This window comes from Clostridium putrefaciens (assembly GCF_900461105.1).
Taxonomy (GTDB): domain Bacteria; phylum Bacillota; class Clostridia; order Clostridiales; family Clostridiaceae; genus Clostridium_L; species Clostridium_L putrefaciens.
In genome coordinates, this window is record NZ_UFWZ01000001.1 from 2719996 (window position 1) to 2739219 (window position 19224).

Sequence of the window (19224 nt, forward strand, 5' to 3'; positions counted from 1 at the left end):
CTCAGCTTACCATACAAGTAACATGCATTTGATATATTAATTATTTCTAACATATAAAATTCCACTTAACATCACACACATCACTAAAAAAATCCAATTCCTATATATTAAATACGCAATACATCCTAAGCATAGCCAAATTAAGCTAGGTGCTATATTTTTATCTCTCTTACTACCTTTTGCCACTTAACTACCTCCTAAATAAAGCACAGATTCACAGTTCTTCTACATGTCTTAAATTATACTTCTTATATGTTATATTATAACATCATATTCAATATAATGTATAAGCTTAATTGAATTAAAGCATCTTCTTAAAGCCCAAAAATAATGGGGGACAGTTCACAAGTGCTTTACACTTGTGAACTGTCCCCCATTTATTAAGTTAAATCTTGTTTAGCTTAATTTTATTTAAATCTTTTAAATTGTTTTTTAAGATACCTTAGTTTGCTTTTTTTTCTATTAATTTTGCTAGGCTATGTGCCATTTTATCTAGTTCTTCTTGGTTTTCTCCTTCGAGCATTACTCTTACTAATGCTTCTGTTCCTGATGGTCTTATAAGAACTCGTCCACAACCATGAAGGGATTTTTCTATTTCTTTTATTTCTTTTATTATTTCTTCATCTATTTCATGAATATTCTTTTTACTATTTGGTATTCTAGCATTCACTAGTACCTGTGGTAATTCCTTCATCATAGATGCTAGTTCTGAGAGAGTCTTTTTGCTCTTTTTAACTACAGCTGCTAGTTGAAGTCCTGTAACTATTCCATCTCCTGTAGTGTTGTAATCTAAAAATATAACATGGCCTGACTGTTCCCCGCCTAGTTTATATCCTTCCTTTACCATCTCTTCTAGTACGTATCTATCTCCGACTTTAGTTTTTATTGTCTTTATATTCTCTTTTTCAAGTGCGATTTCAAGTCCTAAGTTACTCATTACAGTAACTACTGCAGTATCACCTTTTAGTCTCTTTTGTGCTTTAAAACTTTTTGCGCAGATGGCTATAATAAAATCTCCATTTATAAGCTTTCCATTTTCATCTACCGCAAGGCATCTATCTGCATCTCCATCAAAGGCAAGACCTAGGTCACAGCCTTTTTTCACTACATATTCCATTAATTCTTCTGGATGAGTTGATCCACAGTTTTTGTTTATATTTATACCATCTGGATCATTGTTTATAACTACAACTTCTGCTCCAAGGGATCTAAATGTATCTACTGCTGCTTTGAATGATGCTCCGTTAGCACAATCTAAGGCTATCTTCATTCCCTTTAAGTCTACATCTATTGTTGATTTTGCAAACTCTACATATTCTTCTAGTCCTGCTTCTTCTATTACCCTTTTCCCAAGATCTGCTCCTATAGGTACTGGAACTCCATCAAAGTTACTTTCAATGGTGCTTTGTATGCTATCTTCTAATTCATCTGATAACTTATATCCTTTATTATCGAAAAACTTTATTCCATTATCTTGTACTGGATTATGCGATGCGGATATCATGACTCCTGCATCTGCCCCATATTCTCTTGTTAAATATGCTATAGCTGGTGTTGGTACTACCCCTAAACAAACTGCCTCTGCTCCTACTGATAGTATCCCAGCAACAAGTGCAGCTTCTAACATATCCCCAGATATTCTAGTGTCTTTTCCTACTAATATCTTTGGTTTATGAGTTCCTTCCGTAAGTACATATGCTCCTGCTCTACCTAAATTATATGCTATTTCAGCGGTAAGCTCTTTATTAGCTATGCCTCTTACTCCATCGGTTCCAAATATTCTACTCATAGGTTTACCTCACTTTAATCCTTAATTTTTTTAATTAACACTCTTATTATATAATAGGGTAGATATTTAAACAATCTTTAAATTGTTACCTGTATATTTATGTAAAATTAAAAGCCATATCTTTTATGATACAGCCTTTAATATATTAGCCCCTAATTAATATATATTTAAATCTATATGTTTAATAGGTTAATGGCCTGAAACAATTCCAAGTTCCCTACATTTTCTTTCAGTTTTATTAAATATAAATACTCCTAAAAATGCGCTTAAAAATGTAAACATAATTATTATAATTAGCTCATATTTAAATGGTAAAAATGTTTTTTGACCTAAAAGTATTCCTCTCATACTATCATTTAAATAAGTTAGTGGGATTGCAAAACTTATTATCATAAGTGATTTAGGTAAAACATTAATAGGGAAATACGAACCTGAAAATGCTGATAAAAAGCCACTAGATATATCTATAATAGTGTTTGCCTCTTTAGTTATAAGAACCATTGCAGAAATTGCAACTCCTATTCCTATTAATGATATTATTCCTGGTATTAATATAACTATTATTTTTAATATATCTGGTGTTATATTGAAATCAAAGATAAAGTGGCAGATAACTCCTGTAATTATTATTTCTAAAGTTTCAATACAAAACTTAAACATACTTTGGCTTACCATTAAAAGAACCTTATTTGCAGGTGTACTCCAATTAGATTCTAATACTCCCTGTCTCATTTCTTCTTTTAATGAAAATCCCATAGACCACATGGCTACACTCATATAAGATGCCATCATGTATCCTATAACCATAAATCCTATAAAATCTGAATTACCAGTATAGCTTTCAAATCCTGAAATTTTACCTTCAACTTGAAAAGCTTTTGCCATAAAATAAAAAGGGCTAAGCCATATTATGGGGCTGAACAAACTTAATATAATATTTAAAGGATATCTAAAATATATTTTAGCAGAAATTATAAATCTTGCTCTTAAAATATTTAAATTTTCTCTAATGCTCATAAATACTCACCCCTTAAAACCTTTCTAGAGATCCTGAGTCTCTAACTTTTTTCTCTACGGCCATAAAGCATAACCTTCCCATTACTAGATATATGAAGCCTATTAATAAACACATTAATATATCATCTCTAGCCCCAACTAATCCTAAGTTTTGTATCATTATCTTCCTAGCTGCTGATATGCCAAAGGTGAAAGGTAAAGCATTTGCAACATTTTGCATCCATTGTGGCATTATCATTATAGGAAAGCTTATGCCACAAAATATGGTTATTATACCTCTAACTAGCTGAACTGTGGCTCCAGTTTCCTTAGCCCAAAGCACAAGACTTGCAAACATGGTGCCAAATCCATAAACCCCAGGTATTAAGCTCAAAAATACAATAATCCACTCTAATACATTCCCCGTAAATTTAATACCATATAAAAGCCTATACTCAATAAAGCTTACAAAAACAACGAAAAATCCCATTACTATAGAAACCATAGCCCCACCTATTAACATATCAAATCTATTTATAGGACAAAGCCAGTTAGATTCTAGCGTGCCTCTGGTTTGCTCATCTCTAAGTGATGTTCCAAAGCTCCACATAACAGAATTTACCCACATCCATACCATTACCCCTACCACTATAAAAGCGCTAAAGTTGTCTGTGCCTGCTACTTTGTCAAAGTCTTTAAATCCTCCTCCATTTGATCCTGCCATAACAACTCCAGTTAATATATATATCATAGGGAATATTAAAGGCCATATAGTTAAGCTAATCATCCACGTAGGGTATCGTATTAATTGAGTTAGATCTTTTTTTGCTATTGCTCTTATATTTCTTAATCTTTGCATTAATATCCCCCCTACTCCCTTAAACTTTTTCCAGTAAGATTTATGAATACATCTTCTAGTGAAGGCTCTGCTACCTTTATATTTTGTATGCTACATTCATTATGAGATAGAATGTCTAATATTGGTTGGATTATTTCATCCCCATTATTATGGTGTATGGTTAATATATAATTTCTTTTTTCATCATCATACTTGCTTGAAACCCTTTCCAACTTATCTATCTTACTAATAGCATTTATCATTTCATCATTACTTTTATTAACTTCTATTTTTATAAGCTTTAACTTATTTATCCCCTTTTTTAAATTTTTCGGGGTATCTAAAGCTATTATCTTCCCTCCATCTATTATTGCTATTCTATCGCAAAGAAAATCTGCTTCCTCCATATAATGAGTAGTGAGCAATATGGTTTTACCTTCACTTTTAAGATTTAAAATGATTTCTCTAAGGTTTAGTGCTGATTGTGGATCTAGGCCTAAGGTAGGCTCGTCTAAAAGCAGTACAGGTGCCTCAGAAATCAGGGCCTTACCTAAGGCTACCTTTTGTTTCATACCAGTAGAATACTTCTCTACTAATACATCTGCCTTTTCTTGAAGCTCTAACTTCTTTAGCATCCTGGATGCTCTTTCTTTAGCCTCTTTATTACTGCACCCATAAAGCGAAGCAAAATATTCTAAGTTTTCCCTTCCTGTTAGCTTCCAGTACACGCTCCTATCCCCTGCAAGAACTGTCCCCAAATTTCTTAAAGCCTCCATTTGGTTTTTATCTACATCTTTTCCCATAACCTTAACCTGACCTGATGTTGGTCTTAAAAGCCCTGTTATCATCTTTATAGTAGTGGTTTTACCTGCTCCATTTGGTCCTAAGAACCCAAAAATTTCTCCTTTATAAATATCAAAACTTATATCATCCACAGCCTTAAATTCTTTCTTATCTATGGTTTTAAAAAATTTCTTTTTCTTCGTTATAAAACACTTCTTTAGATTTTTAACTTCCACAGCACTCCCCATATAAATCCCCCCATAAAATTCATACTCTAATATATTTATATCTTTAATTCCTATACTATCTTAATAGATTCTTTTACAGATTTACTATCTTCTATTGTTAATTCACCTTTATATTCTACTCTTTCAATCTCACAATCTTTACCTATAAATATATTATTTCCTCTTACTACCTTTGCCTTAGTGCATTCTAAATATATTTCATCCCCTTCAATAATTTCAGATTCTAGTACATTTCCTGAATAATTATTAAACAAAGATCCTAGGATATTTTCAAGCCCAAAGAAGTTGAATACCTTTTGAGGTCCTATTTTTATTTCTATGTTTTCTCCACCAATTTCCTTTGCTTTGCAGTAACCCCCTATATTTATAACTATATTATCCGCTGTAAGTAATCCTTTTATATTAAATGCTCCAAAGGATTTAAATTCTTCTACTTCACAGTTTTCCTCTACATCTAAAACTCCCGTGCACTTAAGGTTTGTTCCACTTAATCTTTTAGCTATACCAATAGATCCTGATGTAGACATATTCATACCATTTAAATTTCCATCCACCTTCATTGATCCACTGCAACTAAATTCATCCGCTTCCATATCCCCCATTACTTTTGAACTTCCACTACCTTTAAACTCATTGCATTTTACATTACCCATAGATTTAAAGCTACCACTGATATAAATATCTTTAGCCTTTATGTTTCCATCTATCTTTACAGATCCACTAGCCTTAAGTAAATTACAATCTAAATCTCCTTCTATCTTTCCAGAACCGCTTATCTTTACTTCATCATAAGATCCTCCTCCAGCGCTTCCAGAACCTGATATTTTAATATCACCCTTTTTTTCTTTATCAAATGATTCATTCATATTAAATCCTCCCATTCCATAAATTATTATAATATCCTAACCTTAGTTGTTATGGCTTTCTAATTTTAGCTTTAATTCTTCTACGTATTTACTTATTGAATGTCTTATAACTACCTTAGAATTTTCATCATAATATATATCATTTGTGTACTCGTTTATTATCCATAACCCTACTCCAAGTCTTCGTAACAATGTTATCTCATATTCTTTGTCCTTCAATTTATTATATTCTTTATTTAATAAACTTATTATGGACTTTCCTTCATCTACGCTTATATCTCCACTTTGTAGTAACCTATCTAAAATATATATATATAGCACTTCATCAAAAGAATATTGTAAAGAAACATTGAAAACTTCTTCATATACATCAAAAGTCCACTTTGACGCTAAATTATATTTTATTATTTCTTCTTTTTTAAGTATTATATCTGAAGGATTATTAGAGAACTTATCTGCCAAATAGTCTAGAGACAATCCATCCTTTAGATTTATTATCTTATCTATTCTATCTAAAATCCTTTCTTTTGGGAAAAAGGTTTCTTGTCCTGTAAATGTAGACTTTTTAATAAACCATTCCTCTGGTATTACATTCTTTCTCTTCCATCTGTATAATTGGCCGTAAGATATTCCTGTTAAATCAAGTAAGTCCTTTTTTGAAATAAGTTCCTCATCCAAAAATACCCCTCCTTTCTTACTTTCTTTTACTATATTCTCAGTGTAGCATAACATTGTTACGTTGTGAATATTTATTTTCATTGCTTGAAATAAAAAAAGACTTTAAAGTTTTACCTCTAAAGTTTTTTTTTGTTTATCCCTTTATTAGCTTTTCAGCTATAAATTTATTTATTTATTTATTTATTTATTTAGCGTATTCTGCACCTTTTTCTAAAGCTTTTTTATTAACTTCAAAAAACTTTTCTTTACCATGATCTTTTAGTGCTCCTAGAAGTACTTCCATGGATACTATACCTGTCTTTGCAACTAAAGCTCCTAAAAGAACCATATTAGCAATTTGTGGTGATCCTAAGTCTTTTGCTATTGTTTGAGCTGGTACTCTTATAACTTGTATATCATCTCTTTCTACCTCTCTTGCGATTAGATCTGAGTCTAATATTACAAGTCCACCTTTTTTTATAGTTTTTTCAAACTTATCTAAAGATGGTCTATTCATAACAACTACGCTATCTGGCATAGTTACTATTGGAGAACCTACTGGTTCGTCTGCAAGTATTACTGAACAGTTTGCAGTTCCTCCCCTCATTTCAGGGCCATAGGATGGTAACCAAGATACATTCATATTAGCATCCATTCCTGCATAAGCTATAAACTTACCCATGGACAATATTCCTTGTCCACCAAATCCTGCAAATATAATTTCTTGTGATGCCATTTTACTTCACCTCCGGTACTGTTGTATCTTTTTTAACGCCAAGTGTGTAGTGTGTCATCATGTTATCTCTTAACCATTGTAATGATTCTTTAGTTGATAATCCCCAGTTAGTTGGGCATATTGATAATACCTCAACCATTGAGAATCCTTTTCCTGCTATAGCATTTTCAAAAGCTTTCTTTATAGCTTTCTTAGCTTTTATAACATTTGGAACACTGTCTACAGATACTCTTTCCACATAGCAAGCTCCATCAAGAGTTGATATCATTTCTGAAACTCTTATTGGATGTCCTTGGGTTGCAACATCTCTTCCATAAGGTGATGTTTCTGTAACTTGTCCTGGTAATGTAGTAGGAGCCATTTGTCCCCCTGTCATTCCATATATGCAGTTGTTTACGAAGATTGTTACTATGTTTTCTCCTCTAGCTGCAGCATGTACTATTTCTGCTGTTCCTATAGCTGCAAGGTCTCCATCTCCTTGATAGGTAAATACTACCGAGTCTGGTACTGATCTTTTTATTCCTGTAGCAACTGCTGGTGCCCTACCATGAGCTGCTTCAAACATATCACAGGCAAAATAATCATAAGCTAGTACAGAGCATCCAACCGGAGCAACTCCGATAGTCTTATCTAAAACATCTAATTCTACTAATACCTCTCCCACTAATCTGTGGATAATCCCGTGCGTACATCCTGGACAATAGTGAGTAGGTCTATCTAATAAGCCTTTTGTTGGTTCAAATACTACTGCCATTATTTTGCACCCCCTACCATTTGCATAATTTTGTTTAGTATCTCATCTGGTGTTGGAACTATTCCACCAGTTCTACCGTAAAACTCTACTGGTTTTCTTCCATTAACAGCAAGTCTAACATCTTCTACCATTTGGCCTGCGCTCATTTCTACAGATATAAATCCAAGTCTAGCCTTATCGATAACCTTTTCAAAAGCTTCTACTGGGAATGGCCATAAAGTTATAGGTCTAACAAGTCCTAACCTTATACCTTTTTCTTCTGCAAGTTTTACAACATTTTTGCATATTCTTGATGTAGTTCCGTATGCAACCATTATTACGTCGCATTCTTCTTCACAGTTATATAATTCATATTTAACTTCTTCTTGCTTTATTTTAGTAAACTTAGCTTGTAATTTCATATTATGCTTTTCTAAATCCTCTGATTGAAGATATAGAGAGTTTATTACATTATGTGTCTTTCTTCCTTTTAGTCCATTTGCTGCCCAAGTTTTTTCTGGAAGTTCTCTTTTCTTTCTTTCTTTAAACTCTACCGGTTCCATCATTTGTCCAAGCATACCATCTCCCATAATCATTACAGGAGTTCTATATATATCAGCTACATCAAAAGCTCCTTGGATTAGGTCTACCATTTCTTGAATAGATGCTGGTGCATAAACAGGCATGTTATAATCTCCATGACCTAGTCCTTTAGTTGCTTGGAAGTAGTCTGATTGAGCAGGTTGTATACTTCCAAGACCAGGGCCTCCTCTTACTATGTTTATAATAACGCAAGGAAGTTCTGCTCCCGCTATATATGATATTCCTTCAGCTTTTAAGCTTATTCCAGGACTAGAAGAAGATGTCATACAACGAGTTCCAGTTCCTGCTGATCCATAAATCATATTTATAGCTGCAATTTCACTTTCTGCTTGCATAAATACTCTTCCTATTTTAGGCATCTTTTTTGCCATATATGCTGCTACTTCTGTTTGAGGTGTTATAGGATATCCAAAGAAACATTTACAATCAGCTTGAATAGCTGCTTCGCCTATTGCTTCGTTACCCTTCATTAAAACTTTTTGTCCCATTTCAAATCCCCCCTAAACTATTTTTCCACAGTTATAACTAAATCTGGGCACATTCTTCCACAAGATGCACATCCTATGCAAGCTGCCATATTTTCTTCTGTTACAGTTGCTGGATGGTAACCCTTTTCATTAAGCTTTTCAGAAAAACTTATTATCTTTTTAGGACAGGCAATTATACATTGTCCACATCCCTTGCATCTTTCTTCCCTAAATGTAACTCTTGGCATGAACTATCCCTCCTTAATTTTAAAACGATTACATGTTGTCGGTAGCTTTTATCGCCATGGTGGTTTCATATAAATATCTATTGGCAATATTGGTGCATGTACTTTATCTTTTATACTATCTACCATATCTCGTCTGCAAACCACATATTTATAAGGGATGTTTAGTCTTTTAGATAGTTCATAGGTATCCTTGTCCCCTTTTAATATATGTTCTGTAGTAGTTTCATAGGATAGATTAGTATTAGAGATCAAATATGTTATTTTAAGTCTACTAGATGACTCTATAGCTTTTATCTGTTCTTCTACACCCTCTGAGTCTAAAGTAAGAGGTCTATTGTTGTTTATAACAAAATATAAGTCATAATCCTCTTTTTGTAAATAAGAATTATACTGCCCTAAAACTGTAGCCCCTGTATTGTCTCCACCTATGTCCATTACAACTTCAGCCGACTTATCATTAAATACTGATGAAACTTCTGGTGGTACAACCATAAGCTCCGCATTTGAAAAGCTAGGATCAGCTGATATAACTCTTACGCCTTTAGATTCTAATGGCCCTTTTAAGTCCCTTATACAAAAATAAGGATTGACAATATCTATATCTACTAATGAAACCTTTTTTCCCTTCTCTGCAAGATCTAAAGCATAGTTTATAGCTATCTCGGACTTGCCACTGCCGAAGTGACCTGTGAAAATTCTGATTCTACTCATACTATCTTTTCCTCCAAGCTACTTCAATTTTTCATCTTATTTATTCTTCCATTCTTATTATAGTATATATATATGAAGTACACTAGTCCTTTACCATGATTTTTCAATAAAAAACTCATATTTTTTAGCTACTTTAAGTATTCATTTATATTGAATTTGACTACATATTCATACAATTCGTTAATTTCACTTTAGTTTTTAATTTTAAATACATGAAAAAGATGTTTTAGCTTAATTACATAAGGTAATCATAAATAGTAGTATTTATAAATCACCTTATATTTATTAAATCCTTATACTATTTGTACTCCTTAGCCTTTTCTTCTCCATTCAAAACTCTAAGCCCACCCTCTGCTAATGCTAACATTTCATCTTCTCCTGGATAGATAACTACTTTAGATATAAAGCTTACTCTGTTTGATATAGCCTTTGTCATCTTTTCTGAATATGCTATTCCACCTGTTAATATTATGGCATCAACCTTTCCACATAAAACTGCAGCACTCTTACCTATTTCTTTTGCTACTTGATACGCCATAGCTTCAAATAAAAGTTTAGCCTTTTCGTCGCCTTTTTCAAAAGCTCTTTCAATAACTTCTCTTGCATCATTGCTTTGAAGATAAGCTACAAATCCGCCTTTTCCATTTATCTTTTTCTTCACTTCATCTTGATTATACTTACCACTATAACAAAGTTTTACAAGGTCTCCTACTGGAAGTCCCCCACTTCTTTCTGGTGAAAATGGCCCCTCTCCATCTAGGGCATTATTTACATCTACTACTCTTCCGCTTTTATGGGCTCCAACAGAAATTCCGCCACCCAGATGTGCAACTATTATGTTTAATTGTTCATAGTTTCTTTTAGTTTCTTTTGCATATCTTTTTGCTACAGCTTTTTGATTTAGGGCATGGAATATACTTTTTCTTTCTATTTGTGGCATTCCTGATATTCTTGATACTTCATCCATCTCATCTACAACTACTGGGTCTACTATAAAGGATGGTACATTTAATTCTTTTCCTATTTCATTTGCTATTATTCCACCAAGGTTTGAAGCATGTTGACCTTGAATTCCAACTTTAAGATCATTTATCATGGTTTCGTTTACTTCATAAGTTCCACTTATTATAGGTTTTAATAAACCCCCTCTTCCAACTACTCCATCTAGTTCCTTTATGTCGAAATCCTTTTCTTTCAATACATTTAAAATTACATCTTTTCTAAATTTAAATTGTTCAAATATACTGTTGTAACCTTCAATCTCTTCTGATTTATGCCTTAATGTTTCAGTTAACAAAGCCTTTTCATCCTCATAAACTGCTATTTTAGTTGAAGTTGACCCTGGGTTTATTATAAGTAACTTATATGTCATATGTATTCCCCCATTTATATTTATTTTATATCTTTATTTATTTATATTTTTACTTTTATATCCTTATTCACAGATATTTTAAAATTCATTTAACTCATTTAACTCATTTAACTTATTTAGCCGCTACTACTAGTGCTGCTAGGGCTATAGAATTTAATTTTGTTTCAAAACTATCTGCTCTTGATGTAACTATTACTGGAGCTGAAGTTCCAACAAGAAGACCGCCATTTTTTGATTCTGTAGTGTAAGTTAATGTTTTGTACATTACATTAGCAGCTTCTATATTTGGTAATAACATTATATCTGCTTGTCCTGCTACTTGTCCCCCTACTTTTTTATGCTTAGCAGCTTCCATAGAAAGTGCAATATCTAGAGCAAAAGGTCCATCTACAATACAGTCTTTTATTTGTCCCCTATCATTCATCTTTGAAAGTATAGATGCATCTACAGTTGCTGGCATATCTGGATTTACCACTTCAACAGCGCAAATTGGAGCAACCTTTGGCATATCTACGCCTATTGCTTTTGCAACAAATACTGAATTATTTATTATATCTATTTTAGCTTTAATATCTGGATACATATTAAATGCAGCATCTGTCATAAATATAAGCCTATCATATTTTGGTATTTCAAATACAGCTACATGTGACATAAGTTTTCCTGTTCTAAGTCCTATCTCTTTATTTAAAACCGCTCTCAAAAAGTTTGCAGTATCTATTAAGCCCTTCATAACCATATCTGCTTTTCCTGTAGATACAAGTTCTACTGCCTTTAATGCTGCCTTAACACTATCTTCTTCATGAACTATTTCAAACCCTTCAAGATCCATATTTATTTGTTTTGCTATTTCTTTTATAGCCCTTTCATCTCCAACTAATATAGCATTTGCTATTCCTTGTTCCTTTGCAGCCTTTACAGCTTCAAGTACTGGTTCATCTTGTGCAACTGCTACAGCTACTGTTCTCATTTTCCCTTGTTTTACTTTACTTAATACTTCCTCAAATGTCTTAGCCATTTATTTGCACCTCTTCTTCATAAATTTTTGCTTTTTCTTTACCTTTTATAACTCTAAGGGCACCCTTAGATAAAGCCATCATCTCATCTTCTCCTTCTACTAACTCTAAAGGAGCAATGAATTCTACCATTTCTCTAATCCAATTAACTAATTGCTTATTATATGCAAGACCACCAGTTAAAATTACGGCATCAACTTGTCCATTTAAAACCGTAGCCATAGCTCCTATTTCCTTTGATATCTGATAGGCCATAGCATATAATACAAACTCTGCCTTTTCATCATTTTCAGCTATTCTTTCAGCAACCTCTATTCCATCATTGGTTCCTAAATACCCTACCAAGCCTGAGTTACCTACTATAATCTTTTTTAATTCTTTTTGAGTATACTTGCCACTAAATGCAATAGAAACTAAGTCTCCAGCTGGAAGTCCTCCTGATCTTTCTGGTGAAAATGGACCATCCTCATTTGCATTATTTGCATCTAGTATCCTGCCATTTCTAAGTGGTGATATTGAAATTCCCCCACCTAGGTGTGCTACTACAAAGGAGCTATTATTAAAGTCTAGGTTACTTCTTTCAGCAACTCTTCTTGTAACAGCTTTTATATTTAGAGCATGGACTAATGATTTTCTTTCTATCTCCGGCATCCCGGATATCCTTGCTACATCATCCATTTCATCTACAGCTACAGGGTCTACAATAAATGCTGGTACATTAATATCTTTTCCTATATCGTATGCAATAATCCCTCCAAGATTAGAAGCATGCTGACCTTGATATCCAATTTTAAGATCTTCAATCATCTTTTCTGTTACCTTATAAGTCCCCCCTGGCATAGGCCTTAATAGTCCACCTCTACCAACTACAGCTTTAATTTTATTTAAATCTAAACCTTTTCTTTTTAGCCAATTTAATATACATTTTGTTCGCATGTCCTTTTGTAAATAGATATCCTCATATTTTGATATTTCTAAAGGTGTATGAAGTATATTTTCAGTTTCTACACAGGTGTCACCATTGTATAGTGATATCTTAGTGGATGTTGAACCAGGATTAATTGCTAATATGTAATCTTTACACATATGAAATTCCCCCTACTATATTAAATTTGTATATTTTGTTCATTACTTTTTTTTGTTTTTAAGTTTATAAAAAAGCAATGAACAAAACTGAACTTACTTATATATTGTAACAAATATTTATATAAAAACCATAACTTTTACGAAAATTAATATAATGGCGAATATTCTTTCATTAAACTTTCAGCAACTTTAATACCATCTACAGCTGCTGATATTATTCCACCTGCAAATCCCGCCCCTTCTCCTGATGGGTATAATCCCTTCACAGAAGGGCTTTGAAGCTTTTCATTTCTCATTATTCTAAGTGGAGCGGAGGTTCTTGTTTCGATACCTGTCATTATTGCTCCTTCTTTAGAAAATCCTTTTATCTTTCTTTCAAAATCTATCATACCTTCTTTTAAACTCCCTACAACATAAGATGGAAGACATTTATTTAACTCTTTAAATTCGTATCCTGGTCTATAACTTGGATTTACCCCTGATAGCTTAGTACTGTTTTTATCCTGTACAAAGTCTTCTACAAGTTGTACCGGTGCTATATATCCTCCTCCACCTAGATTATAAGCTAATCTTTCATAATGCCTTTGAAAGTTAACGCCAGCTAATACATCGTTCCCTTCAAAGTCCTCTTTTGAAACACTAACTACTATGGCTGAGTTTGCGTTTTCTAAATCTCTTTTATAATAACTCATACCATTTACTACAAGTAAATTTTCTTCTGAGCTTGCAGCCACAACCTCTCCTCCTGGGCACATACAAAATGAGTAAACAGACCTTTGTAATTTTTCACTTCTATATGCTAATCTATAATCCGCTGCCTTAAGTCTTGGATGATTTGCATTTTTACCGTACTGGCTATAATTAATAATTTCTTGTTTGTGTTCAACTCTAACCCCTATTGCAAAAGCCTTAGGTTCCATTAAAACAGAAGACTTGCTTAGCATCTCATAGGTATCTCTTGAACTATGACCTATGGATAATATTAAGCAATCACAAGGTATCTCACTTCCATTAACGCTAATCGAAGTTAATATTCCATCTTTCGAATTAATAGCTTCTAATTTATGATTAAATAAAACTTCTCCCCCTAAAGCTATTATCTCTTTTCGTATATTTTTAACTACTCCCTTTAATATATCCGTGCCTATATGAGGCTTACCCTTATATATTATTTCCTCTGGAGCTCCACCTTTTACAAGCTCTTTTAATATATAATCACATCTTTTATCCTTTATTCTAGTAGTTAGCTTTCCATCAGAAAATGTACCAGCCCCACCTTCACCAAATTGAACATTGGACTCCTTATTCAATATTCCCTTGGTCCAAAAGTCTTCTACAGTTTTGGTCCTTCTATCCACGTCTTCTCCTCTTTCAATTACAATTGGATTATACCCAGATCTTGCTAGCATCAATGCACTAAATAAGCCAGAGGGTCCCATTCCAACAATAACAGGCCTATGACTAAGCTTTTTAGCACCAAAATCTATATTTAACTCATTATATGCATCTTCTACGAATATATCCTTATCTTTTATATTATTAATTAACGCACCTTCATTTTCTAAATTAACCTCTATTGAATAATTAAATCTTATATCATTCTTTTTTCTAGCATCTATGGATTCTTTTATTATTTTAAATTCCCTAAGTCCTTCCTCATCTACACCTAACTTTTTAGCTACCCTTCCTTTTAGCATATCCATATCTTCATCTATCTTTAAACTTATATTATTTATTCTTACAGTCATATTATTCTCCCTTACACTCTTAATCTTTTTATACCTTGTGTATGCACATCTGAGATACTTCCAATAAGTTGGAACCACCTTAGATGTGTATACAGGCATTTATATTTTCACCTTTAAAATGCTTCTCAAAGTATTCCTTTGAGAAGCATTTTATTGATTATTGATTTTATCATTTATTTATTCTTGTGGCTTTACAGGTTTTGTTATTGTAACTTTTATTTTTTCTGGACTTATACTTTGAATGGTCATTCCTTCTTTAATATTTACCTTTGGTGAAATTGAATGCTCCCCTTCAACAAGGTTAGTTAAATCTATGCTAGCTGTGATGTCGCCATCTTTTATATTGCTTAGTATGCTATCTGTTCCTTTTAAAGCTACAGATACATTTTTAGATTCTGTCTCAGCCTTAAGGCCTGCTAAAAGGCCTGTCATAGTTACAGGAACTGATATACTGTTTTGATTTATTGTTTCTACTGTAACTTTTACGGATACAGTATCTTTTCCATTAACCGGTTTTGTGTCCTTAGGTAATGCTAGTTTTAATGTAACCGTATTATTACCTGTTATCGTAGACAAATCTAAAGCTTCTGTTTCTATATACTCTATATTACCAACATTTTTAGTTTCTCCTATTAAATCTACTGAGGATGGATTTGGCTCTATAGTTTTTATTATTATGTTTTTATTATTTGCTCCCTTTGTAGGAACCTTTATAGTTACATTTTTAGACTTCCTAACTGGGATAAGTACATCTACTGAAGTTGGATTTATTTTTACATCTTTTACTTCCTTCATAGTTTCATCTACAGTCTTTAGTGGTAGATTCAAACTTACATCTTCATCTGCATCACTTACTGAACCCTTAGCTAAAACCCAATTTACAGAATTTACGTAGGTAGCAGCGCCACTTACTAATGCATTGTCAGGCTTAACTGCTTTCTCAAATGGATAGTATGAGTTCTTTGTAGTGACATCTACCTCAAGCTTTACAGGTACACTCTTCTCTATATATTCATCAATTTCTACATTAACTCTTAAAGATTCATTTTTCTTAATATTTATGTTTGTAGGATATTGAGTTATCTCTACTGGTATAAGATTGCTTCCTTTTTTCACTGCATAGGTACTAAGATCTACTACAATCTTAAACTGTTCTGCCTTAGCCCTATAAACCTCAGATGCTGGTCCTTCTAGTGTTAATGTTACAGTCAGGTCTTGTTTTGGTAATACCGTAAGTTTAGAACTTTCAATGGTCTCACTATTTACTATCTCTACAGGAACCCCTGTTAACTTGTAGCTTCTAGTTGGATTTTCTACATTATAAATATAGAGCCAGACTCCAAAAGCTGTAATAAAACACAGTATTTTAATTAAGAAGTTTTTTTGAATTTTATTTTTATCCATGTCTTCACCCTCTCTCCTAAGGTGGATGCCTTAACTTGTCTGGTTTTCATTATTTTAATTAATATATCTTTTAATTTATCCTTATCATAGTTTCTTGTAAGTCTTCCGTTTATGGCAAGAGATATTGTTCCTGTTTCTTCAGAAACTACTACAATCAGTGCATCTGATACTTCTGAAAGACCTATAGCAGCTCTGTGTCTTGTTCCAAGTTTTTTATTTATATCCGTATTTCCTGTAAGCGGTAGTACACATCCAGAAGCCACGATTCTAGTGTTTCTAATTATTGTAGCACCATCATGCAATGGCGTATTTACTACGAATATATTTTCAAGCAATGCGGCTGTTACAAGACCATCTATTTTAGTACCATTAGCTATTACGTCGTTTAGGCCCGTGGTTTGCTCAATGGCTATTAAAGCTCCTGTTTTACTTTCAGATAAATTTTCTACTGCATTTACAAGTTCTGTTATTATTTCTTCCATGAGTACTTCATCTTCTAGCAGTATATGTCTCTCATTAAAGGCAGTTCTTCCGAGGTGTTCTAATGCTCTTCTTATCTCTGGTTGAAAAATAATTATGATCGATAAAACCCCTATAGTTATAGTTTTACTTAGTATAGTATAAACCATTGTAAGTCTAAGGAAATAACTTATAGGAATTAAAACTAATATTAATAATATTCCTTTTAACAATTGTTCTGCTCTTGTTTCTTTAATAAGCATATAACCCTTATAGAAAATATAAGAGACCACTAATATGTCTAATATCGAAAAAAATGATATATTCTTCACTGTATTTATTATACTTGCTAAATCCACTGCCTCTCACCTCTAAATCAAAATCTTAACTATAATTATACACTAATATATATATTTATAGTACATGTCAACAAGTTTTTTTATTTTAATTTTAATAAGTATTTTATTTTAGTAATTAAATATCTTATATATTAATATATTTAATCTAGGATGATATATAATTCATCCTAAATTTTTTTCTAATAATGTATGCTTTTTCACAAAAGTATATTACTTACCTTTACAGTATGGTCAAAATAACCTCTATATATAAATAAAATTTAAATGTGGGGTGATACATATGAATGAAGAGGTTAAAAATATTAAAGGCACTAATGTAACTAAAGACACTAAGGATATTAAAAAGAATAACATCCCTAAAGATATTAAAAACATTAAAAGTAATAACACCATTAAAAATAATGATGATGTTAAAGATGTAAAAAATACACTTTTTAATTGGATTATAAGAAGTTTGTTACTTATCCTTATTATAATTGTATCCTTTTGCATATTTAATTATTTAAAGCCTAAAACTACTAAAGTCAAATCTCCATCTATGGTTAATACTATACTTAAATTAAATTCAATAAACAAAGATTTATCTACTTCCATTTATACGAAGGATAACTCAATAAATTTGAAAGAAATAAATATTTGTTTAGATAAGTTAACCCTCCTTAAAGAAGACGCTGAAGTTATTTTTAAGGATAATGCTGATATAAACCCTCACTTTTTAAATGGTATACATAATAACATTCTTTTTTATCAGCAAATAAAGATATTATTAGACCATTCTAATTCCATAGATTTTAATGAAACCTTAAAATTAGTAGAAAATTATAAAAAGGTTACCATTGAAGAGTATTCAAATTGCAACTTTGAACACTCAAAAGACATTTTTCCTTCTCAAAGTATAAAATATATAAATGAGGCTTATCTGTCCTTTAACAAAACCATAAAAGAAAAAAGAGATATTGATATTAAAACTAATGACAATTTAAAATTTAAAGCCTCTTTATCTTCAATGGTAGAAAACTTTTTATATCTAAAAGTAGATAAGTTTAGTCTTATTGAAAAATGTCGTGAAGGTAAGTACACTTATGAAATATTAGAAAATGACATAGAAAAAGATTTTAAAAGTTTTGAAGATATAAAGACGGAATTTAACTCCATGAAAATTCCACCTAATGCCATTGAGACCTACCAAGCTTTTGGCGAAGTTTTAAATAGTTATAATGTCTACTTAAAAGAACTTAAACGTAGTGTTAGCAATGAGAAATCAGTTTTTAATTCGGATACTGATAAAGGTGTTCTAGACATAGTAGATGAAGATATTAGAGGTAAGTACGAAGATATTGAAATGTGTTTACAAAAATTTAACACAACTTTTGCTCACTTTTCTGATGAAATAAAGCCAAATAAATGAATTAAAATTTTATAGTGGGGAACAATACCAATAACACAGTTAACCAAAGGAGGTTCTTTATGAAAAGATATTGCGTAGGTTTAACTTTCCTTATGCTCTTTATACTTATTGGAAGTTCTATACCCAAAGTATATGCAAGTGAAAGTATACCTGAAATATCCTTAAATAAAACTAAGGCTAGAGCTATGGACTTTGAAGGTGTATATGTTCCCCTCAGCCAAGAGATTTCTGAAGATAACAATATAAATTCTACAGATCTTTATAAGGAAACTAATAACGTAGTGGAGGTTATAAGTTTAAGTAACAACAAGGTTCTTATATCAAAGGATGATATAGATCTTATGTCCAAAACTGTATCTGCCGAAAGCAAAGGAGAGCCCTATGAGGGAAAGGTTGCAGTTGCTTCTGTAATATTAAATCGAACATCTCATCCAAGCTTCCCTAAAACAATTAGGGATGTTATAATTCAAAAAAATGCATTTTCTTGTGTAAGAGATAATACTGTATACGAGAATCCTGATGATAGCTGCTATAGTGCTGTTATGGATGCAATAAAAGGTAATGACCCAACAAATAAAGCTGTGTTTTTTTACAACCCAAATACCGCCACTTCTAAGTGGATGAAAAACATAAATAAATCTAATGTAAAAGCCATAGGAAATCATGTGTTTTTCGATGTAAATTAAGTCAAAAACAA

The 19224-nt window shown here is 32.1% G+C and carries 19 protein-coding genes; 2 read left to right on the forward strand and 17 right to left on the reverse strand.

Going from position 1 to position 19224, the window contains the following annotated elements:
- Positions 1–442: 442 nt before the first annotated feature.
- The 17 genes from glmM to cdaA all read right to left on the reverse strand — a co-directional run bounded on the left by glmM (position 443) and on the right by cdaA (position 17119).
- Positions 443–1789 carry a phosphoglucosamine mutase gene (glmM, locus tag DY168_RS12415; RefSeq protein WP_115642028.1) on the reverse strand — a complete coding sequence of 449 codons (1347 nt, stop codon included), beginning with the start codon at positions 1787–1789 and terminating at the stop codon, positions 443–445.
- Between the two features lie 189 nt (positions 1790–1978).
- Positions 1979–2806: an ABC transporter permease gene (locus DY168_RS12420; protein WP_115642029.1), complete on the reverse strand. Its 828-nt coding sequence runs from the start codon at positions 2804–2806 to the stop codon at positions 1979–1981.
- A 13-nt stretch (positions 2807–2819) separates the two neighbouring features.
- Positions 2820–3644 (reverse strand): ABC transporter permease, encoded by an 825-nt coding sequence (locus DY168_RS12425; protein ID WP_115642030.1) that lies wholly within the window; start codon positions 3642–3644, stop codon positions 2820–2822.
- Positions 3645–3655: 11 nt separating this feature from the next.
- Entirely contained in the window at positions 3656–4654 is a 999-nt protein-coding gene (locus DY168_RS12430; protein WP_115642031.1) for an ABC transporter ATP-binding protein, read from the reverse strand.
- A gap of 50 nt (positions 4655–4704) precedes the next feature.
- Positions 4705–5520, reverse strand: coding sequence for a polymer-forming cytoskeletal protein (locus DY168_RS12435; protein WP_115642032.1), 816 nt, complete (start codon positions 5518–5520; stop codon positions 4705–4707).
- A 42-nt stretch (positions 5521–5562) separates the two neighbouring features.
- Complete coding sequence (locus DY168_RS12440) at positions 5563–6198, reverse strand: YhbD family protein (RefSeq protein ID WP_115642033.1); 636 nt, start codon at positions 6196–6198, stop codon at positions 5563–5565.
- A 184-nt stretch (positions 6199–6382) separates the two neighbouring features.
- Positions 6383–6913 (reverse strand): 2-oxoacid:acceptor oxidoreductase family protein, encoded by a 531-nt coding sequence (locus DY168_RS12445; protein ID WP_115642034.1) that lies wholly within the window; start codon positions 6911–6913, stop codon positions 6383–6385.
- A gap of 1 nt (position 6914) precedes the next feature.
- On the reverse strand, positions 6915–7667 hold the full coding sequence (locus DY168_RS12450; protein WP_115642035.1) for a thiamine pyrophosphate-dependent enzyme: 753 nt from the start codon (positions 7665–7667) through the stop codon (positions 6915–6917).
- Positions 7667–8737, reverse strand: a complete 1071-nt coding sequence (locus DY168_RS12455) for a 3-methyl-2-oxobutanoate dehydrogenase subunit VorB (RefSeq protein WP_115642036.1) — start codon at positions 8735–8737, stop codon at positions 7667–7669. The genes DY168_RS12450 and DY168_RS12455 overlap by 1 nt, the downstream gene beginning before the upstream one ends.
- Positions 8738–8754: 17 nt before the next feature.
- Positions 8755–8964, reverse strand: coding sequence for a 4Fe-4S dicluster domain-containing protein (locus DY168_RS12460; RefSeq protein ID WP_115642037.1), 210 nt, complete (start codon positions 8962–8964; stop codon positions 8755–8757).
- A 48-nt stretch (positions 8965–9012) separates the two neighbouring features.
- The gene (locus tag DY168_RS12465) at positions 9013–9675 is read right to left on the reverse strand and encodes a P-loop NTPase family protein (RefSeq protein ID WP_115642038.1); all 663 of its coding nucleotides are present in this window, start codon (positions 9673–9675) and stop codon (positions 9013–9015) included.
- Between the two features lie 298 nt (positions 9676–9973).
- Positions 9974–11047 (reverse strand): butyrate kinase, encoded by a 1074-nt coding sequence (gene buk, locus DY168_RS12470; protein ID WP_115642039.1) that lies wholly within the window; start codon positions 11045–11047, stop codon positions 9974–9976.
- Positions 11048–11159: 112 nt separating this feature from the next.
- On the reverse strand, positions 11160–12065 hold the full coding sequence (ptb, locus tag DY168_RS12475) for a phosphate butyryltransferase (RefSeq protein WP_115642040.1): 906 nt from the start codon (positions 12063–12065) through the stop codon (positions 11160–11162).
- On the reverse strand, positions 12058–13149 hold the full coding sequence (buk, locus tag DY168_RS12480) for a butyrate kinase (RefSeq protein ID WP_115642041.1): 1092 nt from the start codon (positions 13147–13149) through the stop codon (positions 12058–12060). The genes ptb and buk (DY168_RS12480) overlap by 8 nt, the downstream gene beginning before the upstream one ends.
- A 146-nt stretch (positions 13150–13295) precedes the next feature.
- The gene (locus tag DY168_RS12485) at positions 13296–14897 is read right to left on the reverse strand and encodes an NAD(P)/FAD-dependent oxidoreductase (protein WP_115642496.1); all 1602 of its coding nucleotides are present in this window, start codon (positions 14895–14897) and stop codon (positions 13296–13298) included.
- Positions 14898–15074: 177 nt separating this feature from the next.
- Positions 15075–16301, reverse strand: coding sequence for a CdaR family protein (locus DY168_RS12490; protein ID WP_115642042.1), 1227 nt, complete (start codon positions 16299–16301; stop codon positions 15075–15077).
- Positions 16268–17119, reverse strand: coding sequence for a diadenylate cyclase CdaA (gene cdaA, locus DY168_RS12495; RefSeq protein WP_115642043.1), 852 nt, complete (start codon positions 17117–17119; stop codon positions 16268–16270). Before cdaA ends, DY168_RS12490 begins: the two co-directional genes overlap by 34 nt.
- A gap of 280 nt (positions 17120–17399) precedes the next feature.
- Here cdaA and DY168_RS12500 point away from each other — a divergent pair, with 280 nt between their 5' ends.
- Together DY168_RS12500 and DY168_RS12505 are read left to right on the forward strand one after the other, a co-directional pair.
- Positions 17400–18527, forward strand: a complete 1128-nt coding sequence (locus DY168_RS12500) for a hypothetical protein (RefSeq protein WP_115642044.1) — start codon at positions 17400–17402, stop codon at positions 18525–18527.
- Between the two features lie 59 nt (positions 18528–18586).
- Positions 18587–19213 (forward strand): cell wall hydrolase, encoded by a 627-nt coding sequence (locus DY168_RS12505; protein ID WP_242984130.1) that lies wholly within the window; start codon positions 18587–18589, stop codon positions 19211–19213.
- Positions 19214–19224 lie beyond the last annotated feature (11 nt).